This window comes from Reyranella sp., from assembly GCF_965279465.1.
GTDB lineage: Bacteria > Pseudomonadota > Alphaproteobacteria > Reyranellales > Reyranellaceae > Reyranella.
On record NZ_OZ257242.1, the window covers coordinates 4,917,833 to 4,939,725 of the forward strand.

At 66.0% G+C, this 21,893-nt stretch carries 26 protein-coding genes; 16 read left to right on the forward strand and 10 right to left on the reverse strand.

Annotation, left to right across the window (positions count from 1 at the left end):
• The first annotated feature begins 31 nt into the window (after window positions 1-31).
• A complete protein-coding gene (locus ACQY8M_RS23920; protein WP_428660646.1) occupies window positions 32-652 on the forward strand; it encodes a hypothetical protein in 621 nt (206 codons plus the stop codon).
• Here ACQY8M_RS23920 and ACQY8M_RS23925 read toward each other — a convergent pair.
• From ACQY8M_RS23925 to ACQY8M_RS23935, 3 genes are all read right to left on the reverse strand, one after another.
• Entirely contained in the window at window positions 636-1,289 is a 654-nt protein-coding gene (locus ACQY8M_RS23925) for an RluA family pseudouridine synthase (RefSeq protein WP_428660649.1), read from the reverse strand. The two genes, ACQY8M_RS23920 and ACQY8M_RS23925, sit on opposite strands and share 17 nt — an antisense overlap.
• 119 nt (window positions 1,290-1,408) lie before the next feature.
• Window positions 1,409-2,830, reverse strand: a complete 1,422-nt coding sequence (locus ACQY8M_RS23930) for an amidase (RefSeq protein WP_428660651.1) — start codon at window positions 2,828-2,830, stop codon at window positions 1,409-1,411.
• Window positions 2,827-3,942, reverse strand: a complete 1,116-nt coding sequence (locus ACQY8M_RS23935) for a fumarylacetoacetate hydrolase family protein (RefSeq protein ID WP_428660654.1) — start codon at window positions 3,940-3,942, stop codon at window positions 2,827-2,829. The genes ACQY8M_RS23930 and ACQY8M_RS23935 overlap by 4 nt, the downstream gene beginning before the upstream one ends.
• A 59-nt stretch (window positions 3,943-4,001) precedes the next feature.
• Between ACQY8M_RS23935 and ACQY8M_RS23940 the strand changes: the two genes are divergently transcribed.
• Window positions 4,002-4,943 (forward strand): dihydrodipicolinate synthase family protein, encoded by a 942-nt coding sequence (locus tag ACQY8M_RS23940; protein ID WP_428660656.1) that lies wholly within the window; start codon window positions 4,002-4,004, stop codon window positions 4,941-4,943.
• Here ACQY8M_RS23940 and murA read toward each other — a convergent pair whose 3' ends face one another.
• The 3 genes from murA to ACQY8M_RS23955 form a co-directional block, all read right to left on the reverse strand.
• Complete coding sequence (gene murA / locus ACQY8M_RS23945) at window positions 4,944-6,269, reverse strand: UDP-N-acetylglucosamine 1-carboxyvinyltransferase (protein WP_428660659.1); 1,326 nt, start codon at window positions 6,267-6,269, stop codon at window positions 4,944-4,946.
• Between the two features lie 181 nt (window positions 6,270-6,450).
• Window positions 6,451-6,705 (reverse strand): hypothetical protein, encoded by a 255-nt coding sequence (locus ACQY8M_RS23950; RefSeq protein WP_428660661.1) that lies wholly within the window; start codon window positions 6,703-6,705, stop codon window positions 6,451-6,453.
• The gene (locus tag ACQY8M_RS23955; protein WP_428660664.1) at window positions 6,702-6,938 is read right to left on the reverse strand and encodes a hypothetical protein; all 237 of its coding nucleotides are present in this window, start codon (window positions 6,936-6,938) and stop codon (window positions 6,702-6,704) included. The genes ACQY8M_RS23950 and ACQY8M_RS23955 overlap by 4 nt, the downstream gene beginning before the upstream one ends.
• Before the next feature lie 263 nt (window positions 6,939-7,201).
• On the opposite strand from ACQY8M_RS23955, the gene ACQY8M_RS23960 reads away from it, so the two are divergent.
• The 8 genes from ACQY8M_RS23960 to ACQY8M_RS23995 all read left to right on the forward strand — a co-directional run bounded on the left by ACQY8M_RS23960 (window position 7,202) and on the right by ACQY8M_RS23995 (window position 12,699).
• Complete coding sequence (locus tag ACQY8M_RS23960; protein WP_428660667.1) at window positions 7,202-7,723, forward strand: N-acetyltransferase family protein; 522 nt, start codon at window positions 7,202-7,204, stop codon at window positions 7,721-7,723.
• A 1-nt stretch (window position 7,724) separates the two neighbouring features.
• Window positions 7,725-8,333 carry a glutathione S-transferase family protein gene (locus tag ACQY8M_RS23965; protein ID WP_428660670.1) on the forward strand — a complete coding sequence of 203 codons (609 nt, stop codon included), beginning with the start codon at window positions 7,725-7,727 and terminating at the stop codon, window positions 8,331-8,333.
• 98 nt (window positions 8,334-8,431) lie between these two features.
• Window positions 8,432-8,941 carry a hypothetical protein gene (locus ACQY8M_RS23970; protein ID WP_428660673.1) on the forward strand — a complete coding sequence of 170 codons (510 nt, stop codon included), beginning with the start codon at window positions 8,432-8,434 and terminating at the stop codon, window positions 8,939-8,941.
• Between the two features lie 299 nt (window positions 8,942-9,240).
• Window positions 9,241-10,422: an ABC transporter substrate-binding protein gene (locus ACQY8M_RS23975; RefSeq protein WP_428660676.1), complete on the forward strand. Its 1,182-nt coding sequence runs from the start codon at window positions 9,241-9,243 to the stop codon at window positions 10,420-10,422.
• Between the two features lie 4 nt (window positions 10,423-10,426).
• Window positions 10,427-11,356: a carbohydrate ABC transporter permease gene (locus ACQY8M_RS23980; RefSeq protein WP_428660679.1), complete on the forward strand. Its 930-nt coding sequence runs from the start codon at window positions 10,427-10,429 to the stop codon at window positions 11,354-11,356.
• 10 nt (window positions 11,357-11,366) lie between these two features.
• Entirely contained in the window at window positions 11,367-12,215 is an 849-nt protein-coding gene (locus tag ACQY8M_RS23985; RefSeq protein WP_428660682.1) for a carbohydrate ABC transporter permease, read from the forward strand.
• A gap of 92 nt (window positions 12,216-12,307) precedes the next feature.
• Window positions 12,308-12,538 (forward strand): hypothetical protein, encoded by a 231-nt coding sequence (locus ACQY8M_RS23990; protein WP_428660685.1) that lies wholly within the window; start codon window positions 12,308-12,310, stop codon window positions 12,536-12,538.
• Entirely contained in the window at window positions 12,535-12,699 is a 165-nt protein-coding gene (locus ACQY8M_RS23995; RefSeq protein WP_428660688.1) for a hypothetical protein, read from the forward strand. Before ACQY8M_RS23990 ends, ACQY8M_RS23995 begins: the two co-directional genes overlap by 4 nt.
• A gap of 70 nt (window positions 12,700-12,769) precedes the next feature.
• Here the strand turns inward: ACQY8M_RS23995 and ACQY8M_RS24000 are convergent, their stop codons facing one another.
• Both ACQY8M_RS24000 and ACQY8M_RS24005 read right to left on the reverse strand, forming a co-directional pair.
• Entirely contained in the window at window positions 12,770-13,549 is a 780-nt protein-coding gene (locus ACQY8M_RS24000; protein ID WP_428660690.1) for an SDR family NAD(P)-dependent oxidoreductase, read from the reverse strand.
• A gap of 12 nt (window positions 13,550-13,561) precedes the next feature.
• Window positions 13,562-14,215 carry a glutathione S-transferase family protein gene (locus ACQY8M_RS24005; RefSeq protein ID WP_428660692.1) on the reverse strand — a complete coding sequence of 218 codons (654 nt, stop codon included), beginning with the start codon at window positions 14,213-14,215 and terminating at the stop codon, window positions 13,562-13,564.
• A 71-nt stretch (window positions 14,216-14,286) separates the two neighbouring features.
• Between ACQY8M_RS24005 and ACQY8M_RS24010 the strand changes: the two genes are divergently transcribed.
• From ACQY8M_RS24010 to ACQY8M_RS24020, 3 genes are all read left to right on the forward strand, one after another.
• Window positions 14,287-14,640, forward strand: coding sequence for a cupin domain-containing protein (locus ACQY8M_RS24010; RefSeq protein ID WP_428660695.1), 354 nt, complete (start codon window positions 14,287-14,289; stop codon window positions 14,638-14,640).
• 81 nt (window positions 14,641-14,721) lie between these two features.
• Entirely contained in the window at window positions 14,722-15,117 is a 396-nt protein-coding gene (locus ACQY8M_RS24015) for a toxin-antitoxin system TumE family protein (protein WP_428660697.1), read from the forward strand.
• Window positions 15,114-15,467, forward strand: coding sequence for a hypothetical protein (locus ACQY8M_RS24020; RefSeq protein ID WP_428660700.1), 354 nt, complete (start codon window positions 15,114-15,116; stop codon window positions 15,465-15,467). Before ACQY8M_RS24015 ends, ACQY8M_RS24020 begins: the two co-directional genes overlap by 4 nt.
• 187 nt (window positions 15,468-15,654) lie before the next feature.
• On the opposite strand, the gene ACQY8M_RS24025 is transcribed toward ACQY8M_RS24020, so the two are convergent.
• Both ACQY8M_RS24025 and ACQY8M_RS24030 read right to left on the reverse strand, forming a co-directional pair.
• On the reverse strand, window positions 15,655-17,187 hold the full coding sequence (locus ACQY8M_RS24025) for an acyl-CoA synthetase (protein ID WP_428660703.1): 1,533 nt from the start codon (window positions 17,185-17,187) through the stop codon (window positions 15,655-15,657).
• A gap of 4 nt (window positions 17,188-17,191) precedes the next feature.
• The gene (locus ACQY8M_RS24030) at window positions 17,192-18,751 is read right to left on the reverse strand and encodes an acyl-CoA synthetase (protein WP_428660705.1); all 1,560 of its coding nucleotides are present in this window, start codon (window positions 18,749-18,751) and stop codon (window positions 17,192-17,194) included.
• A gap of 190 nt (window positions 18,752-18,941) precedes the next feature.
• On the opposite strand from ACQY8M_RS24030, the gene ACQY8M_RS24035 reads away from it, so the two are divergent.
• The 3 genes from ACQY8M_RS24035 (at window position 18,942) to ACQY8M_RS24045 (ending at window position 21,885) form a co-directional block, all read left to right on the forward strand.
• Entirely contained in the window at window positions 18,942-20,177 is a 1,236-nt protein-coding gene (locus ACQY8M_RS24035; RefSeq protein WP_428660708.1) for a cytochrome P450, read from the forward strand.
• Between the two features lie 74 nt (window positions 20,178-20,251).
• Window positions 20,252-20,887 (forward strand): PP2C family protein-serine/threonine phosphatase, encoded by a 636-nt coding sequence (locus ACQY8M_RS24040; RefSeq protein ID WP_428660711.1) that lies wholly within the window; start codon window positions 20,252-20,254, stop codon window positions 20,885-20,887.
• Entirely contained in the window at window positions 20,884-21,885 is a 1,002-nt protein-coding gene (locus tag ACQY8M_RS24045; protein ID WP_428660713.1) for an asparaginase, read from the forward strand. Before ACQY8M_RS24040 ends, ACQY8M_RS24045 begins: the two co-directional genes overlap by 4 nt.
• Window positions 21,886-21,893 lie beyond the last annotated feature (8 nt).

The following is a 21,893-nucleotide window of genomic DNA, read 5'->3' on the forward strand; positions in this document are numbered from 1 at the left end:
GGCACTCAACAACGCGCGTTGGTGCAACGCCGTGTGCTTTGCGCACGGGTCGGCCGGGCGGTTTTTGGTCCATACCTGGGTCAATGCCGAGCCGGTCCCGCGCTTTTATCCCAATGTCGTGACGCTCACGACGGGCAAGGCCGACATCGCCGAGCAGCGCCAGACCGTGCGCATTCTCCAGAAGTCGAACCTCCCCGGGCGATGGGCGGTGAAGGACAGCTTCAAGACACTCGACATCGCGCGACTGGGATTCGAGGTGCTGCTCGAGGCCAACTGGATCCGCAAGGCCGAGCCGAAGGCCGCGACGATGGTCTCGGGCCTGTCGTGGGAGCGGGCCAAGCCGGGCGGCGACGCCTTTCCCGCCTCGCTGTTCAGCGACGAGAACTTCGCGATGTTCTCGGGCCGCCGCGGCGGCGCGGTCGTCGCCGGCGGCACGCTCTATCGGGCCGACGGCGTCGTGGGCATCTCCAATGTCGTGGCCGATGCCGACGAGGAGCCGGCGGTCTGGCGCGACCTCTCTGTGCTGGCGGCCGCCACGTTCCCCGGTCTGCCGCTGGTCGGCTACGAGTCCGGCGACGAGCTCCGCGCCGCCCGCAAGGCCGGCTTCGAGATCGGCGATCCGCTTCGGGTGTGGGTCATCGCTCGGGATTGAACCCGCACATCTCCAACGCTTTCAGCATGTGCGGCGGGGGCGGGGCCTCGACCCGGACAGGGAGTTTGTTCTTGGACAGAGGCAGGACGATCGCATGCGATTGCAGGTGGAGCTGCTCGCCCGGCGCCGCCGTACCGTAGAGTCGATCGCCGATCACCGGGCAGCCAGCGTGCGCGCAATGCACGCGGATCTGATGCGTGCGGCCGGTCTCGGGCGCGAGCTCGAGCCAGGTCATGCCGGGGCTGCGGCCGAGCACCTTGTAGCGCGTAACGGAGGCCTGGCCCTTATCCGAGACCTTGACCGACCAGCCCGCCCGGGTGTTCAGCTTGAGCAGCGGCCAGTCGAACACGCCGTCATCGGCCGGTGGCGAGCCCTCGACGACGGCCCAGTAAGTCTTCTCGGTGTCCCGGCCAGAAAACAAGCGGCCGAGCTTGCTGAGCGCCTTCGGATGGCGGCCGAGCACCAGCACGCCCGATGTGTCAGCGTCGAGCCGGTGAGCGAGCGCCGGCGGGCGGGGCAGGCCGAAACGCAGGGCGTCGAAACATTCCTCGAGGTTGGGCGCCCCGCTTGGGCCCGCATGGACCGCGAGCCCGGCCGGCTTGTCGATGACGAGGATCAGCCCGTCACGGTGCAGCACCCGTGCCTGGATCTCTTCGGGTGTCAGGGGCGGCGGCCTCGGAGTCTTCCGGACCGCGAGCGTCCCGCTCGCTCTTCCGTCCGAGCGAGCGGGACGCTCGCGGTCCGGAAGAGGACGCCTCAGAGGTCGGGCCATCGGTCGAGCCAAGGCTCGCTCGTCTCGTAGATTGCCGCGGCACGCAGGATGGAGGCCTCGTCGCGAAAGCGCCCGAGGATCTGCAGGCCGACCGGCAGCCCGTCGCTCGCGAAACCGCAGCACACCGTGATCGCGGGATGCCCTGTGATGTTGAACGGCATGGTGTAGGGGAACCAGTTGCGGCGCAGCTCACCCGCCTCGACGCCATCGATGGTGATCGGCTCGAACAGGTCCTGGTCGATCGGAAGGGCGGTGCGCGATAGGGTCGGCGTCACGACGTAGTCGGCCTGCTCGAACCACTTCTGCACCATGCGGAAGAGGTCGGCGCGCTGGAACATGGCCTTCTGGTAGTCCGCACCGCTCCACTGCTCGGCCATCGCCACCTGGCGCACCAGCGAGGGCGTCATGCGGTTGCCGTCGCGGCGGATCATGTCGTCGAAGCGTGCCCGCCAGGTCGTGTGGTTGATCACCTTCCATACCGGTTCCATGTCGGGCAGGTCGCCCGGCATCTCGGCCAGCTCGGCGCCGGCCTTGGCGAGCTTGCCGATCGCCTGCTCGTAGGCTGTGCGCACGTCCTTCGAGACGAGACGGTTGCCAAGCGTGGCGCTGTGCAGGATGCGCTTGCCCTTGAGGTCGCCGTCGGGTTTGGCGGCGGCGATGTAATCCTGCGGCACGGTGCCGATCGACCACGGGTCGCTGGGATGGGGCCCAGCCATTGCCTGCAGCATCACCGCGGTGTCCATCACCGTGCGTGTCATTGGCGTCACATAGGTATAGTTGCCGAACAGGTCGGCGACCTGGCTGTGCGGGATGACGCCGTTGCTCTGCTTCAGCCCGACCATGCCGTTGGCCGCCGCCGGGATGCGCGTCGAGCCGCCGCCGTCGGTCGCGACGCCAATCGGCCCGATGCCGGCCGCGACGGCCACCGCGGCGCCACCGCTCGATCCGCCCGAGATGCGCTCGGCGCTCCAGGCATTGCGCGTGCGCCCGAACAGCGGCGCATCGGTCAGTGCCTTGTGACCGAACTCCGGCGTCGTCGTCTTGCCGAACAGGATCGCGCCGGCCTGCTTCATGCGGGCGATGGCGACCGCGTCCTCCTTCGGCACGTTGTTCTCGTGCAGCAGCGAGCCGTAGGTGGTGCGCACGCCGGCCGTGTTGACGAGGTCCTTCGCGGCGTAGGGGACACCATGCAGCAGGCCGAGCGGCTTGCCCTGCATGACATCGTCCTCGGCTTGCTTCGCGGCCGCCATCGCCTGCTCGGGGATGAGGGTGATGAAGCAGTTGAGCACGGGCTGGAGCCTCTCGGCTCGGTCGAGCACCGCCTTCATCAGCTCGACGGGAGAGATTTCCTTGCTGGCGATCTGCTGGCGCAGCGTCGAGGCGGGCAGGCGTGTGAGATCGCTCACTTCAGCACGCCGCGGCCGGCCAAATTGCGCATCAGGGCCGAGATGCCGAAGGTCCAGGGCGCGATCTTGTCGCAATGATTCACCCGGTTGGTGAGCGTGCCGAGCTTGGGCGAGCGGATCGACACCACGTCGCCGACCATGTGGGTGAAGCCGTGTCCACCGGGTGTGCGCTGCTCGGTCGGTGCGAACAGGGTCCCGGTCATCAGCGCCATGCCGTCGGGATACTGATGCAGGTTGCCCATGGCATGGTGCACGAGGTCGGTCGGATCGCGGCTGATCTTCGACAGGTCGCTCGATCCCTGGAGACGGAACTGGTCGGGACCGTTGACCTCGAGTTCGACCTTGGCCTTACGCACGTCGTCGAGGCTGAACGTTTCGTCGAACAGCCGCACGAACGGGCCAATCGCGCAGGAGGCGTTGTTGTCCTTGGCAATGCCGAGCAGCAGCGCGCTGCGGCCCTCCATGTCGCGCAGGTTCACGTCGTTGCCCAGGGTCGCGCCGACGATCCTGCCGGCGGCATTGACGATCAGCGTCACCTCGGGCTCGGGATTGTTCCAGTCCGAATCGGGTCGGATGCCGATCTCCGCACCGTAGCCGACCGCCGACAGCGGCGGCGCCTTGGTGAAGATCTCGGCGTAGGGGCCGATGCCGACCTCGAGATAGGGCGACCAGGCACCGCGCGCGACGAGGGTCTTCTTCAGTGCTTCGGCCTCGGGCGTGCCCGGCTTGATCGTCGTGATGTCGACCCCGATGATCTGGTTCAGCTCGCCGCGCACGGTCTCGGCGCGGCTGAGGTCGCCCTTGGAATGCTCCTCGATCAGCCGTTCGAGCAGGCTGACGGCGAAGGTGACGCCGGCTGCCTTGATCGCCTGCAGGTCGATCGGCGCCAGCAGGGTCGGGACGAGCTCTTCCAGATCGCCCAGACGGTGGCCCGTCGACTGGGCCAGGGCCATCGGATCGGGGGCATTGCACAGATCGGCGACCGTCGCAGCGGCTGCCGTGATGTCGAAAACGCCGTCATGGCGCACCGCCACGACGCTCGGCCCGGCCGTTGTATTGACCCGGCCGATCAGCGTGCCGGCAAAGCCGTCTTCGGGGAGGATTTCTGCCACTGGACGTCTCCGGCGCTTCGTTGCAAGAAAGGTGCGCCATTCCCTGGAGCATTAAAATCATGGCCGCAGCGCGGATCAAAGGCGTTCTTTCGCCCGTCGTCACTCCCTTCAAGCGCGACCTGTCGCCCGACGTCGGACGCTTCATCGCTCACTGCAAGTGGCTGCTGAGCCAGGATTGCGGCCTGGCGGTGTTCGGCACCAACTCCGAGGCCAACTCCATGTCGGCCCGGGAGCGCATGGCCCTGCTCGATGCCATCGTCTCGGCGGGCGTGCCGACCGACCGCATGATGCCGGGCACCGGTGCCTGCTCAATCAGCGAGGCGGCCGAGGTCAGTGCGCACGCGACCAAGCTGGGTGTCTCGGGCGTCCTGATGCTGCCGCCGTTCTACTACAAGGGCGTTCCGGAGGAGGGGCTGTTCCGCTTCTTCTCCGAGGTGGTGCAGCGGGTCGGCGACGACCGCCTGCGCGTCTATCTCTACCATATCCCGCCGGTCTCTGCCGTGCCGATCACCCACAAGCTGGTCGAGCGGCTGATGAAGGCCTATCCCAAGCAGATCGCCGGGATGAAGGACAGCTCGGACGACTGGGCGCACACCAAGAGCATGATCGACGCCTTCGCCAAGGACGGCTTCGACGTATTCTCGGGCAACGAGAAGCCGCTGATCGACAACATCAAGTCGGGTGGCGCGGGCTGCATCAGCGCGACCGCCAACATCAATCCCGGCAAGATCGCCGAGACCTACAAGAAGTACGCGACGCCCGAGGGGGAGACGCTGCAGGGCTGGATCAACGAGGTCCGCGGCGTGATGCAGGGCTACGTGATGATCCCGGCGCTGAAGTACTGCATCGCCCATTACGGCGACGACTCGCATTGGATGCCGGTCCGTCCGCCGCTGGTCGAGATCGATGCCAAGGTCGGCCAGGACATGATCGAGAAGCTCGACAAGCTCGGCTTCACCATGCCGGGCCTCAAGCAGGCGATGGCCGTCGCCGCTGAGTAATCAGCCGTTGCCGTCGGAGCAGACGATGTCCGCGCCGACGGCCGCCAGCTTCTCTATCATCCGATCGTAGCCGCGATCGAGGTGATCGAGCCCGCCGACGGTCGTCTCGCCCGATGCGTTCAGTCCGGCGATGACGAGCGCGGCGGCGGCGCGCACGTCGGTGCAGGTCACCGATGCGCCCTGCAGCCGAGCCACACCGCGCACCAGCGCTGTCCGGCCGCGCACGGAGATGTCGGCACCCATCTTTCGCAGTTCATCGACGTGGCGGAAACGCTGCTCGAACACCGTCTCGGTGATCGCGCTTGCGCCGGTGGCGAGCGCCAGCAATGCCATGGTCGGTGCCTGCAGATCGGTTGCGAACTCGGGATAGGGGCCCGTCGTGACATCGATGCCCCGCAGGCCGCCGGCGGCGCGCCGGGCGACGACGCCGCCGTCGACTTCGCGCATCTCGACGCCGGCTGCGTCGAGAAGCGGCGCGGCGGCGCCGAGCAGGTCCACACGGCCATTGGGCAGCATCAGTTCGCCGTCGGTGGCAGCAGCCGCGCAGGCCAGCGTGCCGAACTCGATCCGGTCGGGCAGGACGGTGTGCACGGCGCCGGCCAACGCATGGCCGCCGTCGATCGTCAGCATATGGCTGCCGATGCCGGCGATATGGGCGCCCATCGCCGTCAGGCAGGCTGCGAGGTCGGCGATCTCCGGTTCGCGTGCGGCATTGCGGATTGTCGTCCGCCCGCTGGCCAGGACGGCGGCAAGCAACAGGTTCTCGGTCGCCCCGACGGAAGGCTGCGGCAGCAGGATATCGGCGCCCTGCAGGCCATGCGGCGCCGTCGCCCGGATGGTGCCGCCGTCGAGGCTGATCACGGCGCCCATGGCGCGCAGGCCCGCGACATGGAAGTCGATGCCGCGCAGCCCGATCGCATCGCCGCCCGGCATCGGCAGATGCGCTTCGCCGCACCGGGCGAGCAGGGCGCCGAGCAGCAAGACCGAGGCGCGCATGCGGGAGACGAGGTCGCGGTCGATATGTGCCGGCTGGATGCGATCGGCAGCAATGGTCACTGCAAGGCCCACCTCGGTGGACGACCAGTGCATCTCGCAGCCCAGGCGCTGCAACAGGGAGGCCAGCACGGCGACATCGAGATTGCCCGGCACGCTGCGCAAGCTGACGAGGTGCGGCGTGAGCAATACCGACACCATCAGCGGCAGCGCGGCGTTCTTGGCGCCGCTGATCGGACAGCTGCCGACGAGCGGCGTGCCGCCGCGGATCGCGAGCAGCCGGCCGGTGCTGGGCCGCCACCAGGGCGCGGCGGAGGAGAGGGAGGACATCATCTCCTTAGACATACAGCGCGTTGGTCCAGCGGACGTTCGGAAATCGCATGAAGTCCGCATCGGTTGAACAAATCTCCAGGCCGTGCTCGATTGCAGGGGCGGTGATATGGGCATCCATGACGAGGTTGCCATGAATACCCGGCAATGCGAGCAATCCATCGAGGATTTCTGCGTGTCGTTCTCAAGGTGCCGGAATCCATACCGAGTCGCATTCGAGCCAAGTCCGAATCTGAGAACGCGCAGCGGTCATGGCTGCGGGTCGTGACATGACCCGTGGATTGGTGACGATACGCATGAAATCGAGCAGGCAGGTCCAAGGCAACCCAACACGCGCCGATCCGTTCACCTTGTCCTCCAGCCAGCTGTGAGCCTTGGCATATTGGGGACTATCGCCATCGGATACGTAGATCAGGATATTGGCATCGACCATGATCACCTGAAGGCATCGCCTTCGGCGATGGCCAGCACCTCGCCGACGTTATCCAAGGGGCCGATGAGCGAGCCGCCCAGGGAAAGCGTCTTTGTCCAAGCCCTCCGCTTCGGTTTTGGCTTCTCTTCCAAAGCCCGCAGCCCTTCCCGCAAGGCGTCGTTGACGACCTCCTTGAAAGTCACATCGCGACGTTGCCGCAGGCGCTTGAGCCGTGCGGCGACATCCGGATCCGGGGTCAAGGTGGTTCTCATACATCAAAACATATGGCGTTTGATGCTTTGATGTCCAAAATGAGTGATATCAAATACCGTTGACAGTGATGGTCTGACGGAGCTATCGATCATTTATGGCTCCGAAGATCCTCAACAAGGGTTGGTATTTTACGTCGCTCACATAGGCGGCGCGAAGGGTCATGACTCAACGAAGCCGCCGCATCCCGGCGGCTTCTGAGTTTCTGAGACAGGCCTCCGGGCCGCGGGCGGTACCGCAGACGGAGGACGAGATGTCGATCGCAGAAATAATCGAGGACGAGGCGGAACGAGAACCGCTTCCCATTCGCGTGCGGCTGGCGAGCCTGCGCGATTACGAGGAGTTGTGCGGGCTGTTCGACCAGCTTGACGAGCTCCATCGAGAGGCCCGGCCGGACATGTTCCAGGCCTTCCCGCCGCCGGCGCGCACGCGCGAGCAGATCGCCCAGTGGCTTGCGCAGCCCGATTCGACGGTGCTTGTCGCCCAGAGCGAGCAGGGGGTCGTGGGCCTTGCCGTGCTGCTGACCCGCGCGCCGTCGGGCTTCTCCGGCGCGGTGCCACGGAAGGTGATCGAGCTGGACAATCTGGTGGTGCGCGCCGACCAGCGCGGCCGGAAGATCGGACGCCGGCTGCTCGCGGCAGTTGTCGAATGGTCGCGCCAGCGCCGCGCGACCCATGTCGAGGTGGCGGTGCACGACTTCAACCGCGATGCCCAGCGCTTCTACCAAAGTTTCGGTTTCGCCTCGTCGGTCAACCGCCTCGTGCTGGCGGCCTGAGATGCTGCTGATCGGCGTCAACCGCTCGCCCTACACACGTCGGGTGGCGATCACGCTCGCCGCCCTTGGCGTGGCCTATGAGCAGCGCTGCCTCTCGGGCTTCGGCAATCGTGACGAGGTGCGGCGGCACAATCCGCTCGGCCGCATCCCGGCGCTGGTACTGGACGATGGCGAGACGCTGATCGACAGCGGCGCGATCGTCGACTTCCTCGACGAGAGATACGGCGGCGACAGGCCCACCGTGCCCAAGGCGGGAGCGGAGCGGCGGGCAGTGCTGAGGGTTGCGGCGATCATGACCGGCGCCTGCGCCAAGGGCCTGCAGGCGGCCTACCATCGCAATCACACGCCAGTAGAGAAGCTGCACCAGCCCTGGGTCGACGACTGTAGGGCGCAGGTCCGGAGCGCTCTTGTCGCGGTCGAGGCGATGGTCGATCCGGCGGCGCCGTACCTGATGCTGGGCCGGTTGACCCAGGCGGACATCACGGCCTTCGTGGCCGAGCGGCTGGCGCGCTTCGGGCTCAACGTCGACACCGCGACCGAGATGCCGGGCCTGCACGCCCATGCCCGCAAGCTCGCGGAGGAACCCGCCTTTCGGTCGACCGAGCCCTAGGCGGTTTGGGCGCATGGGTCGACGGCCGGGGCAAAGCGTGTGATACGATGATCTCTCATGCACACACCCGTGCCTGGGAAGATGTGCAGGAGCAGACCATGGCCAAGAACAATGCGCGCAAGCAGCAGCAGCAGCCGGTCGAGAAGGCGCCCGGCGTGCTGCGTCAGACGATGGCCAAGCCGGTCGCCGACTACACGGTGGCTGCAGATCTCCGCACCCTGATGGTGAACGCCAAGCGCCTGGGCCGTGACGACGTCTGGCGCGACGCCTTCCGGCGGCTCTGTGTGCTCGAGGGCGCCGACCAGACCGATCCGCTGCACCGCGACTTCTACGAGATGCTGGCCGCCTACGAGCATTTTCTGTCCGAGCGGAACGGCCGCGCGACACGCGCCACCCCGACGCGGCTGAAGGCCAGGACCAAGGGCGTCGTCCACCTCCTCCAGGAATGGGTCACGAGCAAGACTGCCAACGAGGTGTACGAGATCCTGGTGGCGAAAGGCATGCCCGAGCTGACTGGCGAGCATCTCGTGCTCAAGTATTCCGAGCAATTTTCGCCCGAAGCAATCGCGGCCGCAAAGGCCCGGGTCGAGCTGGCGCCGACCAGTTGATCTAACGACTTCGTCGTCCCGAGCTTAGCCAAGGGGCCCATTCGCCTCCGCTGAAATCGAGGAACAGGTCCTTCCACTTCGCCTCGCTGAAGGCGCTGTTCGATTTTCAGCACGCAAGCACACCATCTGGGTGGTGGACTCCATTCGCATCCGCTATGCTTCCTGATCGACAAGAAAAGGGGGGCGTTGTTATGCGCGTTTCTTCCCGTGAGTCGCGTCGAGTATTCCTTAAGCGTACAGCGTTTGGTGCCGCCGGCACGTTGCTCGCCCCGTCCATCGTACGGGCCGCGCCGAAGAGCATGACGATGATGCATGAGAGTTCGTTCGTGCCGCCGTACGATGCCTTCTTCAAGAACAAGCTGGCGACCGCCTACGAAAAGCTGACCGGCATCAAGATCAACTATGACGTGGTCAGCGTCGGCAGCCTGCAGACCCGTGTCACGACCGCGGCCGAGAATGCCACCGGCCCGGACATGACCGCAATCGGCTTCAACTGGGCCTTCCTGTTCGACGAGAAATTCGTCGACGTGAGCGACATCGCCGCGGAGATCGGCAAGGAATCCGGCGGCTGGTACGAGTCGGCGGCGGAAGCGGTCGTCGTCAACGGCAAATGGAAGTCGATTCCCTTCGGCAACATTGGCCAGCTGATGAATTGGCGCACCGACTGGTTCAAGCAGGCCGGTTACGACAAGTTTCCGGATACCTGGGACGAGTTGCTCGAGGCCGGCATCAAGCTCAAGAAGGCCGGCCATCCGTTCGGATTCGAGCTCGGTCACGGCTTCGGCGACAACCACGGCTGGCTTTATCCACTGCTGTGGTCCTACGGCGCCCGCGAGGTCGAGGCCGACGGCAAGACCATCGTGATCGATTCGGATGAGACAGCGCGGGCAATCGATTACTGTCGCCGGCTATACAAGGAGACGATGCTCGAGGATTGCCTCGGCTGGACCGACGTCAACAACAACAAGGCGTTCCTGTCGGAGCAGATCTCCTGCACCAACAACGCGGAATCGATCCTGTGGTCGGCCAAGAGGGACTTTCCCGACATGGCAAAGGTGATCGACCAGTCGGAAAACCCGAAGGGGCCGAAGGGTCGCTTCCACATGCTGAATCCGCTCTGCCATTCGATCTTCACGCACACGCAGGATCAGAAAGCGGCGAAGGACTTCCTGCGCTGGCTGATGAAGCCCGAGCAGGCCGGCGCCTGGTATGACGTGGCTGTCACCTACTACCAGCCGTTCCTGCATGCCTATGACGATGCGCCGATGTGGAAGGTCGAGCCGCGCAACCTGCCGTACCGGGATGCGCTCAAGACCGCGCATCTTCCAGGCTGGCCGGCGCCACTCAGCCGGGCGCAGTCGGAGACCATCGCCAAGTTCGTGATCATCGACATGTTCGCCAAGGCCTGTGCCGGCAAGTCGACCAAGGAGGTCATTGCCGACGCAAAGGGACAGCTGAAGCAGATCTACAAGCAGGCGTAGGCGGATGACGACAGCAGTAGCGCCGGCGCTGGGGCGCCGGCGTCCCGCGTTCTCGTTCGGACGCTGGCTGGAACGCGAAGGCGTGTTCAGCTGGCTGATGGTGGCGCCGCCCGTCGCCTTCCTGGTGGCGCTGGTTGGCTACCCGTTCTTCTATGGCATCTGGATCAGCCTGCAGAACCGGCCAGTGGCGAAGGCGGGCGAATTCATCGGCCTCGACAATTTTGTAGCCGCCTGGCACGACCCGGTATTCCGGCTCGTGGTGTTCAACACCATCGTTTACACCGTCGCCGCGACGCTGCTGAAGATGGTCGGCGGCCTCGGGCTTGCGCTGGTGATGAACCAGAATTTCCGCTTCAGGAACCTGACGCGCGCGCTGCTGCTGCTGCCGTTCATCGTGCCGACGGTGCTGTCGACCATCGCCTGGCAGTGGATTCTCGATCCGGCCTTCAGCGTGATCAACTGGGCGCTGGCGTACACCGGCCTCGCCAATCCCGGCCCGAGCTGGCTCGGCAATCCATACCTCGCGATGTTCTCGCTGATCGTGGTCAACACCTGGCGGGGGTTGCCGTTCTACGCCATCACCCTGCTGGCCGGCCTGCAGACCATCTCGCCCGAACTCTACGAAGCCGCCACCATCGACGGCGCCAGCGCCTGGCAGCGCTTTCGCTACGTCACCCTGCCGCTGCTCAAGCCGGTGATCTTCATCGTCACCATGTTCTCGGTGATCTTCACCTTCGCCGACTTCCAGCTGATCTACGTCCTGACCCGCGGCGGGCCGGCCAACGCCACCCATGTCTTCGCGACCTACGCCTTCGACATTGCCATGGGCGCGGGCCAGTTCGGCCAGGGCGCGGCCATCGCGCTGTCCATGGTACCGCCGCTGGCCCTGATCATCCTTGCCATGGCGATCTACATGCGGCCTTCGAAGTCGTGAGGAGCAGGTCATGACGGTGGAGCGCGGCGGCTGGCAGATGCGCGTGCTCAAGCTGTGGCTGCCGCTCGGCGCGTCGCTGCTGTTCGCGTTGTTCCCGTTCTACTGGATGGCGATTACCTCGCTGAAGTCGAACCAGGAACTCTACAACCGCAAGGTCATGCCGCTGATCGTGCATAACCCGACGCTGAAGCACTACGTCGACCTGCTCACAGAGACCAACTTCCTGGAGTGGACCTGGAACACCTTCGTGGTAGCGGCGATCTCGACGGCGATCTCGTTGCTGTTCGGCGCCATGCTCGCCTATCCGCTGGCGCGCATGCGCTTTGCCGGAGCGACGCTGGTGTCCTTCGCCATCGCCGCGACCTATCTGGTGCCGCAGCCGCTGCTGTTCGTGCCGTTGGCCGACCTGATCAACCGGCTCGGCCTCGGCGACACGCTGACTTCGGTGATCCTGACCTATCCGACCCTGCTGATACCGTTCTGCGCCTGGCTCCTGCTCGGCTATTTCCGCACCGTGCCGGTCGAGCTCGAGGACGCCGCCCGGATCGACGGCGCCAGCCGGCTGCAGACCCTGATCAAGATCGTGCTGCCCCTGTGCGGTCCGGGCTTCATCTCGGCCGGCATCTTCGCCTTCACCCTGGCGCAGAACGAGTTCCTCTATGCCCTGATATTCTTGACCAAAAGCGAGGTGCGCACGGTGCCGGTCGGCGCCATCGCCGAGCTGGTCAAGGGCGACGTATTCTACTGGGGCCAGCTGATGGCGGCCGCGCTGCTCGGCTCGATCCCGGTGGCAATCATCTACTCGTTCTTCGTCGAGCACTACGTCGCCGGACTGACGGCCGGATCGGTCAAGGGGTGACTTCCGTCGCAAGCGCAGGTGCAGGTTGGCCGCTCGAGCTTACATCATGATTTATCATGATGTAGTACTGTGGAACTAGGAGGAGCTGAAGTATGGCCTCCAACAGCCGCGATAAATTTGCCACCCAGGTCGATGCCAAGACGCTCGCGACCGTGCGGCGCGTAGCCGAGAAAAAGGGACGGCAGTTGCAGTCCGTCATCGAGGAGGCGCTGACTGACCTGTTGGAGAAGCGCCGCTTGGGCAAACCGCGCTTCCATGTGCTGACCGCATACGAGCGCAGCCACGAGCAATACGGTGAGCTGTACAAAAAGCTGGCGCGGTGACCGACTATCTCACGCTTGCCGACGCACTCGCCATTCATGCCGATCTGATCCAACGCTACGGCGGTTCACCCGGCCTGCGCGACGCCGGTCTCCTGGAGGCCGTGCTGTTTCGCCCGCAGACCGGCTCCCCATGTCGGGCCGGATCAGCGGCGACCGGATGACATTGTCCCAGAGACATCCGGAAATCATCTGCGACTTCGAGTTCCAGAAGCAGTGATCGAGGGAGCGAGCTCACTGATTCCGCCGCTCGCCTCGTAACGTGGGCAGGCCGACGCCGGCAGCATCGAAGCCGCCATCCACCGCCAGCACCTGGCCGGTGATGTAGCTTGCCTGGTCGCCGCACAGGAAGCAGATCGCGTTGGCGAGTTCCGACTCCAAGCCGTAGCGGTTGAGCGGGATATGGTCGTGATAGTCGGCCCGGATTTCCGGAGTGTGCACGGCCTTGGCCATGGCGGTATCGACCGGTCCCGGCGCGACGGCGTTGACGCGGATCCCATACTGCGCGAGCTCGGCGGCCTGCTGCTTGGTGAGATGAGCGAGCCCGGCCTTGCTGGTGCCGTAGGCAACGCGAAGCGTCGAAGCACGCAGGCCCGAGATCGAGGTGATGTTGACGATGGCGCCGCCACCTTGGTCGCGCATGATCGGCGCCACCGCCTGGGTCATCAGGAAGGGACCGGTCAGGTTGACCGCCAGCACGCGCTGCCAATCCTCCAGCGTAACGTCCAGCATCGGCTTGAACACCGCGATGCCTGCATTGTTGACCAGCGCATCGATGCGGCCGAACTGCCGGTGGGTTTGTTGCACAGCGGCCTGAACCGCTGCCGGGTCGGAGACATCGGCCTCGAGAGCCAGCGCGGGGCCTGTGCGGTCCAGGGATTTCACGGCGGCGCGCAGCGTGTTGCCCAGGATGTCCAGCATCGCAACTTGCCAGCCGTCGTCGAGGAAGCGAGTCGCCGCCGCAAGGCCGAGGCCGCGCGCCGCACCGGTGACGAGGGCAACTTTCGTGGGCATTGGCGGAAGCTCCTATGCCGGCTCGCTGTCGCGGGCGGTCCACATCTTCTTGAAGGCTGGCCGTTCCTGGCAGGCCGCGAGCCATGCCTCGACGTGCGGTGCCTCGGCGAACAGTTCGGGCGCGGCCTTGGCATAGCGCACCACCTCGGCGACGTTGATGTCGGCGACCGTGAAGCGGCTGCCGACGAGATATCCGTCCTTGGCCAGCGCGGCATCGAGCACCGCGAAGGGGCCGCGCAGGGCCTCGACCGCTTCGTCGGCGATCTTCGGGTCCATCGGACGGCCGGCGTTGTTGACGCGATGGTAGAGGATGCTGATGGCGTGACCCTCGATCTCGATCCCGGCCCACAGCGACCACATCGACATCTGGCCATCCTCGGCGAGGTTGGCCGGCGCGAGCGGGCCGCCATGCTTCTTGGCGAGATAGAGGTTGATCGCGAGCGACTCGTGCAGCACCAGCCCGTCGTCGTCGATCGACGGGATGTGGCCGTTGGGATTGACCTTCAGGAACTCGGGCGACTTGGTATGCACGACGCCCGCGGGCGGCGGGTCGGGCAGGCGATAGCGCTGCATGACGGGCACATGCTCGAAAGAGAGTCCGAGCTCGTTGGCCAGCCAGATGTTGCGCGAGGCGCGGGAGCGGTAGACGCCGTAGATGGTCAGCATGGCGCAACTGTCTATCAGCGCGGTGCGGGCTTGTCCTTGTCGGTAAGGCCCGCCGCGTCTAAGCTTTTCTCATGACAGCCACGACACGCCTCCAGCCAGTCAAGGATGCCAGCCACCTCTACGAGGTGGAGCGCCGCGCCAGGCACGCCGAACGTCCCGGCTTCCGCATCAGCGAGCTGCAGCTCTCGCCGACGCAGACCGTGCCCTGGCATTTCCACACCAACATCGCCGACACGTTCTATGTGCTCGAAGGCGAGATGCGGCTCTTCCTGCAGAACCCCAAGGAAGAAGTCCGGCTGAAGCCCGGCGAAACATTCGTCGCGGTCGCCGGCCGGCCGCACTTGGTGACGAACGCCGGAAAGGCGTCGCTCACCTTCCTGATCATGCAGGGCATCGGCGAGTACGACTACGTGCCGCTGGTGTAGCTGTCGCCGTTGCTCCCAGTCTCGGACAGAGCCATTGCATAGGCACTCTTCCTAAGGCCTCTCCACGCGGCCCTTCATGCTTTGATTGAGACGACTGATAGTACCGATAGGCTCGGTCTGCCAGTCGGAAGCGGCATTGCGCCGTTGGCATTATTGACAACACTCGGATGCGTTGGCATTCTTGCCAACGCGAAGGCAACGCTGATTACCCGGTCCAAGACCATTCTCGCGAAGGGCGAGATCGTCGAGCTGGTGATCTGGCGCGTGCCGGCGCCGGTACCGCCGAGCCAGCACCCTTTCAAGTACCGGGCCGTATACATCGTCGCTGGCGTGCGGATCGTCGGTTTCGACAACGAGCGCGGCAAGGGCGACCCCATGCATGTCGACGGCAAGGAACTGCCCTATGCCTTCACGACGGTTGATCGGCTGATCGAGGATTTCATCGCAGCGGTGGACGCCGCACGGAGGATGACATGACGAAGCGGACTCTCACCATCCGATTGCGGCAGGACTGGAAAGCCGGGCTGCGGGCAGCCGGCAGTAAGGCCAAGTCCAAAACCTATCAGGGCGAGGAGCTGGCCTTCGAGACACCGGCTGCATTCTTCGGGCGCCTGACGGAGCGGCGATGGGAGCTGGTCCGGATGATGCAGGGGAAGGGCGCCATGTCGATGCGGGGGATCGCCGGCTTGGTTGGCCGCGACCTCAAGCGCGTGCACGAAGATGTCACCGACCTGCTCGAGTTGGGCCTGTTGGAGCGCATCGAAGAGGGCGTGGAATGCCCGTTCGCGCGGATCCACATCGATATCGAAATGGCGTCCGCCGCGTAGCATGGTCGCAAGGCGGCCCAGCCTGTCGCCGCCTGGCGCCGCCGATACTAAGTGAGACCGCCGAATGCCCAGCCGTTTGCGTAGTGAACGGAGCGCGCGCGGTGCGACGGCCGCTGGATGGGCATCAGTTCGTCTCGAGAAATGGCTGTGTCCCGTCGTCTGTCTTCTGGCGCGTGGTGATGCGTCGCTACGTGATCGCCGGCTTGCCCGTGCCGACGAACTGGGTGCGCAGCTCGCGCTTGAGGACCTTGCCGGTGGCGTTGCGGGGCAGAACGTCGACGAAGGTCACCGATTGAGGGACCTTGAACTTGGCGAGGCGGCCCAGGCAGTGGCGGATGACGTCGCCTTCCTCGAGCGGCTGGTCCGGCTTGCGCACGATGATCGCCATGCCAACCTCGCCCCAGCGCTCGTTGGGCACGCCGATGATGGCGGCATCGGCGACCTGGGGAAGCTGGAACAGCACGTTCTCGACTTCGGCCGGGTAAACGTTCTCGCCGCCCGAGATGTACATGTCCTTCCAGCGGTCGACGATGTAGACGAAGCCTTCCTCGTCGAGCCGCGCGGCGTCGCCGGTATGCAGCCAGCCGTCGGTGAAGGCGGCCGCCGTCGCCTCCGGCTTGTTCCAGTAGCCCGGCGTGATGTTGGGCCCCTTGATCAGCAGCTCGCCGATCGCGCCCTGCGGCACGTCCTTGCCGTGGTCGTCGACGATACGGATTGCGGTGTGCATCATTGCCTTGCCGGCCGAGCCTGCCTTGCGGATGGCGTCGGCGGCATCGAGCATCGTGCCGGCCGGGCTGGTCTCGGTCATGCCCCAGCCCTGGATCAGCGCCACGCCGCGCGCCTGCCAGCCTTCGAGGATGGCGAGCGCGCAGGGCGCGCCGCCGACGCCGGAGATCTTGAGCCGTGAGAGGTCGGCGCTCTGGAACTTGGGATGCTGCATCATGAACTGGTAGGGCGCCGGCACGCCGAAGAAGTGGGTGATGCCGAGCGCGGGGTCGGAGAGGTAGTCGAGCGCCAACCCGGGCTCGAAGGCGCGCATGATCAGGATCGCGCCGCCGGCATGCAGCACCGGATTGGCGTAGCAGTTGAGCCCGCCGGTATGGAACAGCGGCAGGATCACGAGCTGCACGGTCTGCGGCGAGATCATCGCCGGGATGCCGAGGTTGACGGCGTTCCAGAATACCATGCCGTGGGTGATGATCGCGCCCTTCGGGTGCCCGGTGGTGCCCGAGGTGTACATCACCATGCCGATATCGTCGTGCGTCAGCGGTACGGGCGCGGGAATGGGCGCACCCGACGCCAGCGCGCACTCGTAGGCACTGGCCGGGTTCCCGGGATCGATCTCGAGCAGGTCTTTCGACAGCGCCGTGGCCTGCTGGGCGAACGACTTGTCGTGGATCAGCAGCTTCGGCGTCGAATCGCCCAGGATGTAGGCGAGCTCCGGCACAGTGAGCCGCCAGTTGAGCGGCAGCATGATCGCGCCGAGCCGGCCGCAGGCGAACTGGAGCTCGAAATATTCCGGGCAGTTGGGCGCCAGGAGCGCTACGCGATCGCCCTTGCCGATGCCCTGCGCGGCGAGCCACGCGGCGAGCCGGTCGGTGCGGCGGTGCAGCTCGGCGTAAGTAAAGGTCCGACTGGTCTGCAGGTCGTTGACGGCAAGCTGCTGCGGCCGGCGATAGGCGTGGTGTGCGATCCAGTCGTAATAGGGAGGGATAGCCATCGCGTCAGTTCACCGCCTTGGTAAAGCCCTTCCAGTAGGGCTCGCGCAGCTCGCGCTTGAGGATCTTGCCAGCACCGGAGAGCGGCAGCGGCGTGTCGCGGAAGTCGACGCCGCGTGGGCACTTGTAGCCAGCTATCTGCTCACGGCAATGGGCGATCACCTCGTCGGCCGTGAGCGTCACGCCCTGCTTGGGGACGATGATCGCATGCACCGTCTCGCCCCAGCGCTCGTCGGGGATGCCGATCACGGCGACTTCGCCGACGCCCGGCATCAGCGAAATCGCATTCTCGACTTCCGCCGAATAGACGTTCTCGCCGCCCGAGATGATCATGTCCTTCAGCCGATCGACGATATAGACGAAGCCTTCCATGTCCATGATCGCGCCGTCGCCGGAGTAGTACCAACCGTCCTCGATCACGGCGGCGGTCTCGGCCGGCTTGTTCCAGTAACCCTTCATGATGTTGGCGCCGCGAATCGCCAATTCGCCCGCGGTGCCGCGCGGCACCTCCTGGCGCGCGCTGTCGACCACCTTGACTTCGCAGGTGAGCGCGACTTGGCCGCAGGATTTGAGGCGGCCGGCATAGGGTCCATTGAGCGTCGTGTAGCGCGGGTCGAGCAGGGTGACGATCGGCGACGCCTCGGTCATGCCATAGCCGTGCATCAGCCGGACGTGCGGCATCACCTCCATCGCCTTGCGCAACACGCCCTCGGGCATCGGCGAGGCGCCGTAGAGGATGAAGGACAGAAGCGAGAGGTCGAACTCCGCGAAGCGCGGATGGTTGACCAGCATGTTGATCATGGTCGGCACGAACTGGGCGTGCGTGATCTTCTCGCGGGCGATGGTCTGCAGCACCTCGACCGGCTCGAAGCGCGGCACGAACGCGTGGCGACCGCCGGCCAGGGTGACGCCGAAGGTCGAGGCGCCATCGGCGAGATGGAACATCGCGCCGGAATGGATGTAGGCAGTGTCGGCGGTGAAACCCATACCGGCGACCGCGTTCATCGCGTTCACCACCAGGTTGGTGTGGGTGAGCATCACGCCTTTGGAACGGCCCGTCGTGCCGCCGGTGTAGAACAGGCCGGCGAGATCGTCGTTGGCTGCCTCGACATCGTCGGTCGGCTCGTAGGCGGTGAGGTCCTCGTAATGCAGCATGCCGTCGGGCGAGGCGATGTCGTCGAGCCAGATTACCTCGCGCACGCCGCGTATCCTGCCGTCGAGAGCGGTCAGGTGGTGGGCCATCGCGGCGTCGACGAAGAGGGCCACGGCGCCGGAGTCCTCGAGGATGTATTCGATTTCGGGTGCCGCCAGCCGCGTGTTGAGCGGTACCATGACCGCGCCGATCCAGGGCAGGGCATACATCAGCTCGAAATAGCGGTCGCTGTTGAGCGCCAGGATGGCCACCCGGTCGCCGCGCCGGATGTGCAGGGCCTCCAGCGCCCCTGCGACCCGGGCGACCCGCTCGACGGTCTGCTCCCAGATCCGCCGCCGGGAGACGAAGGCAGTGGAGGGCCCCTTGGGGCGAATCTGAACGGCGCGGCGCAGTCCCTGGGTCAAGGCGAACATTGGACCGATGCTAGCGCATGATGAATGCGGCTTCACCTCCGTCGCAAATCATGCCTTACCCCGTCTGCGGGGGAAGGTGGTGCGCAGTGCCGGAAGGGGTCTTCCTCGCGCCGGCAATCTGCCGGGAGCAAGGATCGCATGACCTCCTTCCGCCGCAGACGGGGGAAGGTAGATCGTGGTAAAGGAGGCCATGAACGAGATGACGCCGCCGTCACTGCCTGAGGGACCGCTGGTTTTCGACCCGCTGTCGCCGGCCTTCATCGCCGACCCCTACCGGTTCTACCGCCGGCTGCGGGAAGAGGCGCCGGTGTTCAGGACGCCGCAGGGCCTGTGGCTGCTGAGCCGCTACGACGATGTCGCTTTCTCGCTGCGCGACCGGCGCTTCGGCAAGGACTTCGCCGGCAACATCACCCGCCGCTACGGCGACAGCCGCATGGACGAGCCGGTGATTGCCAATCTCGCGCGCACCATGCTGGTGCTCGATCCGCCGGACCATACACGCCTACGCAGTCTGGTCACCAAGGCCTTCACCGCCCGCCGAGTCGCCGACATGCGGCCGCGCATCCGCAAGCTCGTCGACGAGCAGCTCGATCGCGTCGTCGATCATGGCGCGATGGACGTGATCAAGGATCTCGCACACCGCCTGCCAGTGATCGTGATCTGCGACATGCTGGGCATTCCGGAGGACCACCGAGCCGCCTTCCTGGTCGGCAGCAACGTGTCGGGCCGCATCCTCGATCCCGCGCCGATGACGCGCGAGGAGCTCGACCGCGCCAATGCCGGAACGGTGATGGGCAACGCCTATTTCGATCAGCTCTGCGACCTGCGCCGCCGCGAGCCGCAGGACGACCTCACCACCGAGCTGGTGCGGGCCGAGGAGGCGGGCGACCGCCTGTCGGGCGAGGAGCTGCGCGCCAATATCGGCCTGCTGTTCGGGGCTGGCCACGAGACCACGACCAACCTGATCGGCAATGGCCTGCTGGCGCTGCATCGCTCGCCCGATCAGTGGCAGCGATTGAAGGACGATCCGTCACTGATCCCGGGCGCGGTCGACGAGCTGCTGCGCTTCGACTCGTCGGTGCAGATGACCGGGCGCGTCACGACGACCGAAGTCGAGGTCGGGGGCGTCACCCTGCCGGCCAACGAGAGCGTGATCATGCTGCTCGGCGCGGCCAACCGCGATCCGGCGCATTATGCCGATCCCGAGACGCTCGATGTCGGGCGCCAGAACATCCGGCCGATGTCGTTCGGTGGCGGCATCCATCATTGCCTGGGCGCTCAGCTCGCGCGGCTCGAGGCCGAGTTGGTCTTTACTGCCCTGGTCGAGCGGATTCCGGATCTCGAGCTGCCGGAGAAGGACACGCCCGACTGGCGCGGCACCTTCACCCTGCGCGGCCTGCACAAGCTCCCGGCCATCTGGCACTAGACATGACCAGCCGGTGGCGAGGCGAGGGTGCTCAACACCAGGGCGCCCGTCCGTATCAGGAAGACAGCTGGGCCGTGAAGCAGCTCGCCGACGGCAGCCTGCTCGCGGTGTTGGCTGACGGCATGGGCGGACATGCGGGCGGCGAGATCGCCTCGAAGGTCGCCGTCGACACCGCCGTCGTGTCGGTCGGAAGAGGCGCGAGACTCGGCGCGGCCTTGCAGGCGGCCAACCGGGCAGTCGGCGAGAAGGCCGCGAGCGACCAGAATCTCACGAACATGGGCGCGACCTTCGTGGCCGTGACCGTGGCGGGTGACGAGATGCGCTGGGTCAGCGTCGGCGACTCGCCACTTTATCTCGTGGCCGACGGCAGGATCGAGCGGGTGAACGCCGACCACTCGATGGCGCCACAGATCGACGCGATGGTTGCGCGCGGCCTGCTTACCCCCCGGCAGGCGGCCAACCATCCTGGCCGCCACACGCTACGCGAGGCGGTGATGGGCAACCCTTTGACCTTGATCGACGAAGGCACCAGACAGCTGCGGCCCGGCGCCCGGCTGCTGCTGTGCAGCGACGGGGTGCAGAGCCTCGACGAGGACGGCATCGCGGCGGGAGCGGGCGGACCGGTGCACGCACTGATCGCGGCGGTGCTGGCGGTCGGCGAGCCGCACCAGGACAACGTGACGGTCATCAAGCTGGAACGGGAAGAATGAGCGCCTGGCCGGTCGTCATCGAAGTAACGCGCGGGCCACTGGTCGAGAGCCGGCACGAGGGCATCGCCGCGGTCGTGAAGCCGGACGGAACCGTTGTCGCGTCGTGGGGCGACATCGACGCGCCGATCCTGCCGCGCTCGGCCAACAAGCCGATCCAGGCGATGGCCTTCGTCGAGAGCGGTGCCGTCGAGCGCTTCGGCCTGGGCGACGAGCACATCGCGCTCGCCTGTGCCTCCCATAACGGCGAGAAGCGCCATGTCGAGACGGTGCGCGCCTGGCTGAAGACGATCGGCCTCGACGAGGGCGACCTCGAATGCGGCACCCATCCGCCGCGCCTGCAAGCCAGTATCGAGGAGCTGGTGCAGGAGAACGCCCTGCCGACCGCCGCCTTCAACAACTGCTCGGGCAAGCACAGCGGCTTCCTCAGCACCGCCGTCGCCTTCGGCGAGCCGACCAGGGGCTACATCAAGTACGACCACCCGGTGCAGAAGCGGTTGCGTGCGGTGATGACCGACCTGTGTGGCAGCAACGCCGACGACTTCGCCTACGGCACCGACGGGTGCGGCATCCCCACCTTGGCCACGCCGCTGCGGAGCCTGGCACGCGCCATGGCGAACATGGCCGAGCCGTCGCGGCTCTCGAACAAGCACGCCGAGGCCGCCGCGCGCATCCGCGCGGCGATCAGTGCCGAGCCCTTCATGATGGCCGGCACCGGCCGCTTCTGCACCCGCATCAACGCCCTGCTGCCGGGCACGGCGCAGATCAAGACCGGCGCGGAGGGCGTGTTCTGCGGCATGCTCCCGGCCCTGGGCCTGGGTATCGCGCTCAAGATGTGGGACGGCGCGGGCCGGGCCGCCGAGGTCGCGATGGCGACGCTGCTCGGCCATTTCGGTGTCCTGCCGTCGGACAAGAAGGACGAGCTGCTCCATCCGCCGGTGAGGAACGTGGTCGGTCTGCTGGTCGGCGAGATGCGACCGGCGACGAGCTGGCTGGGGTAGCAGCGGCC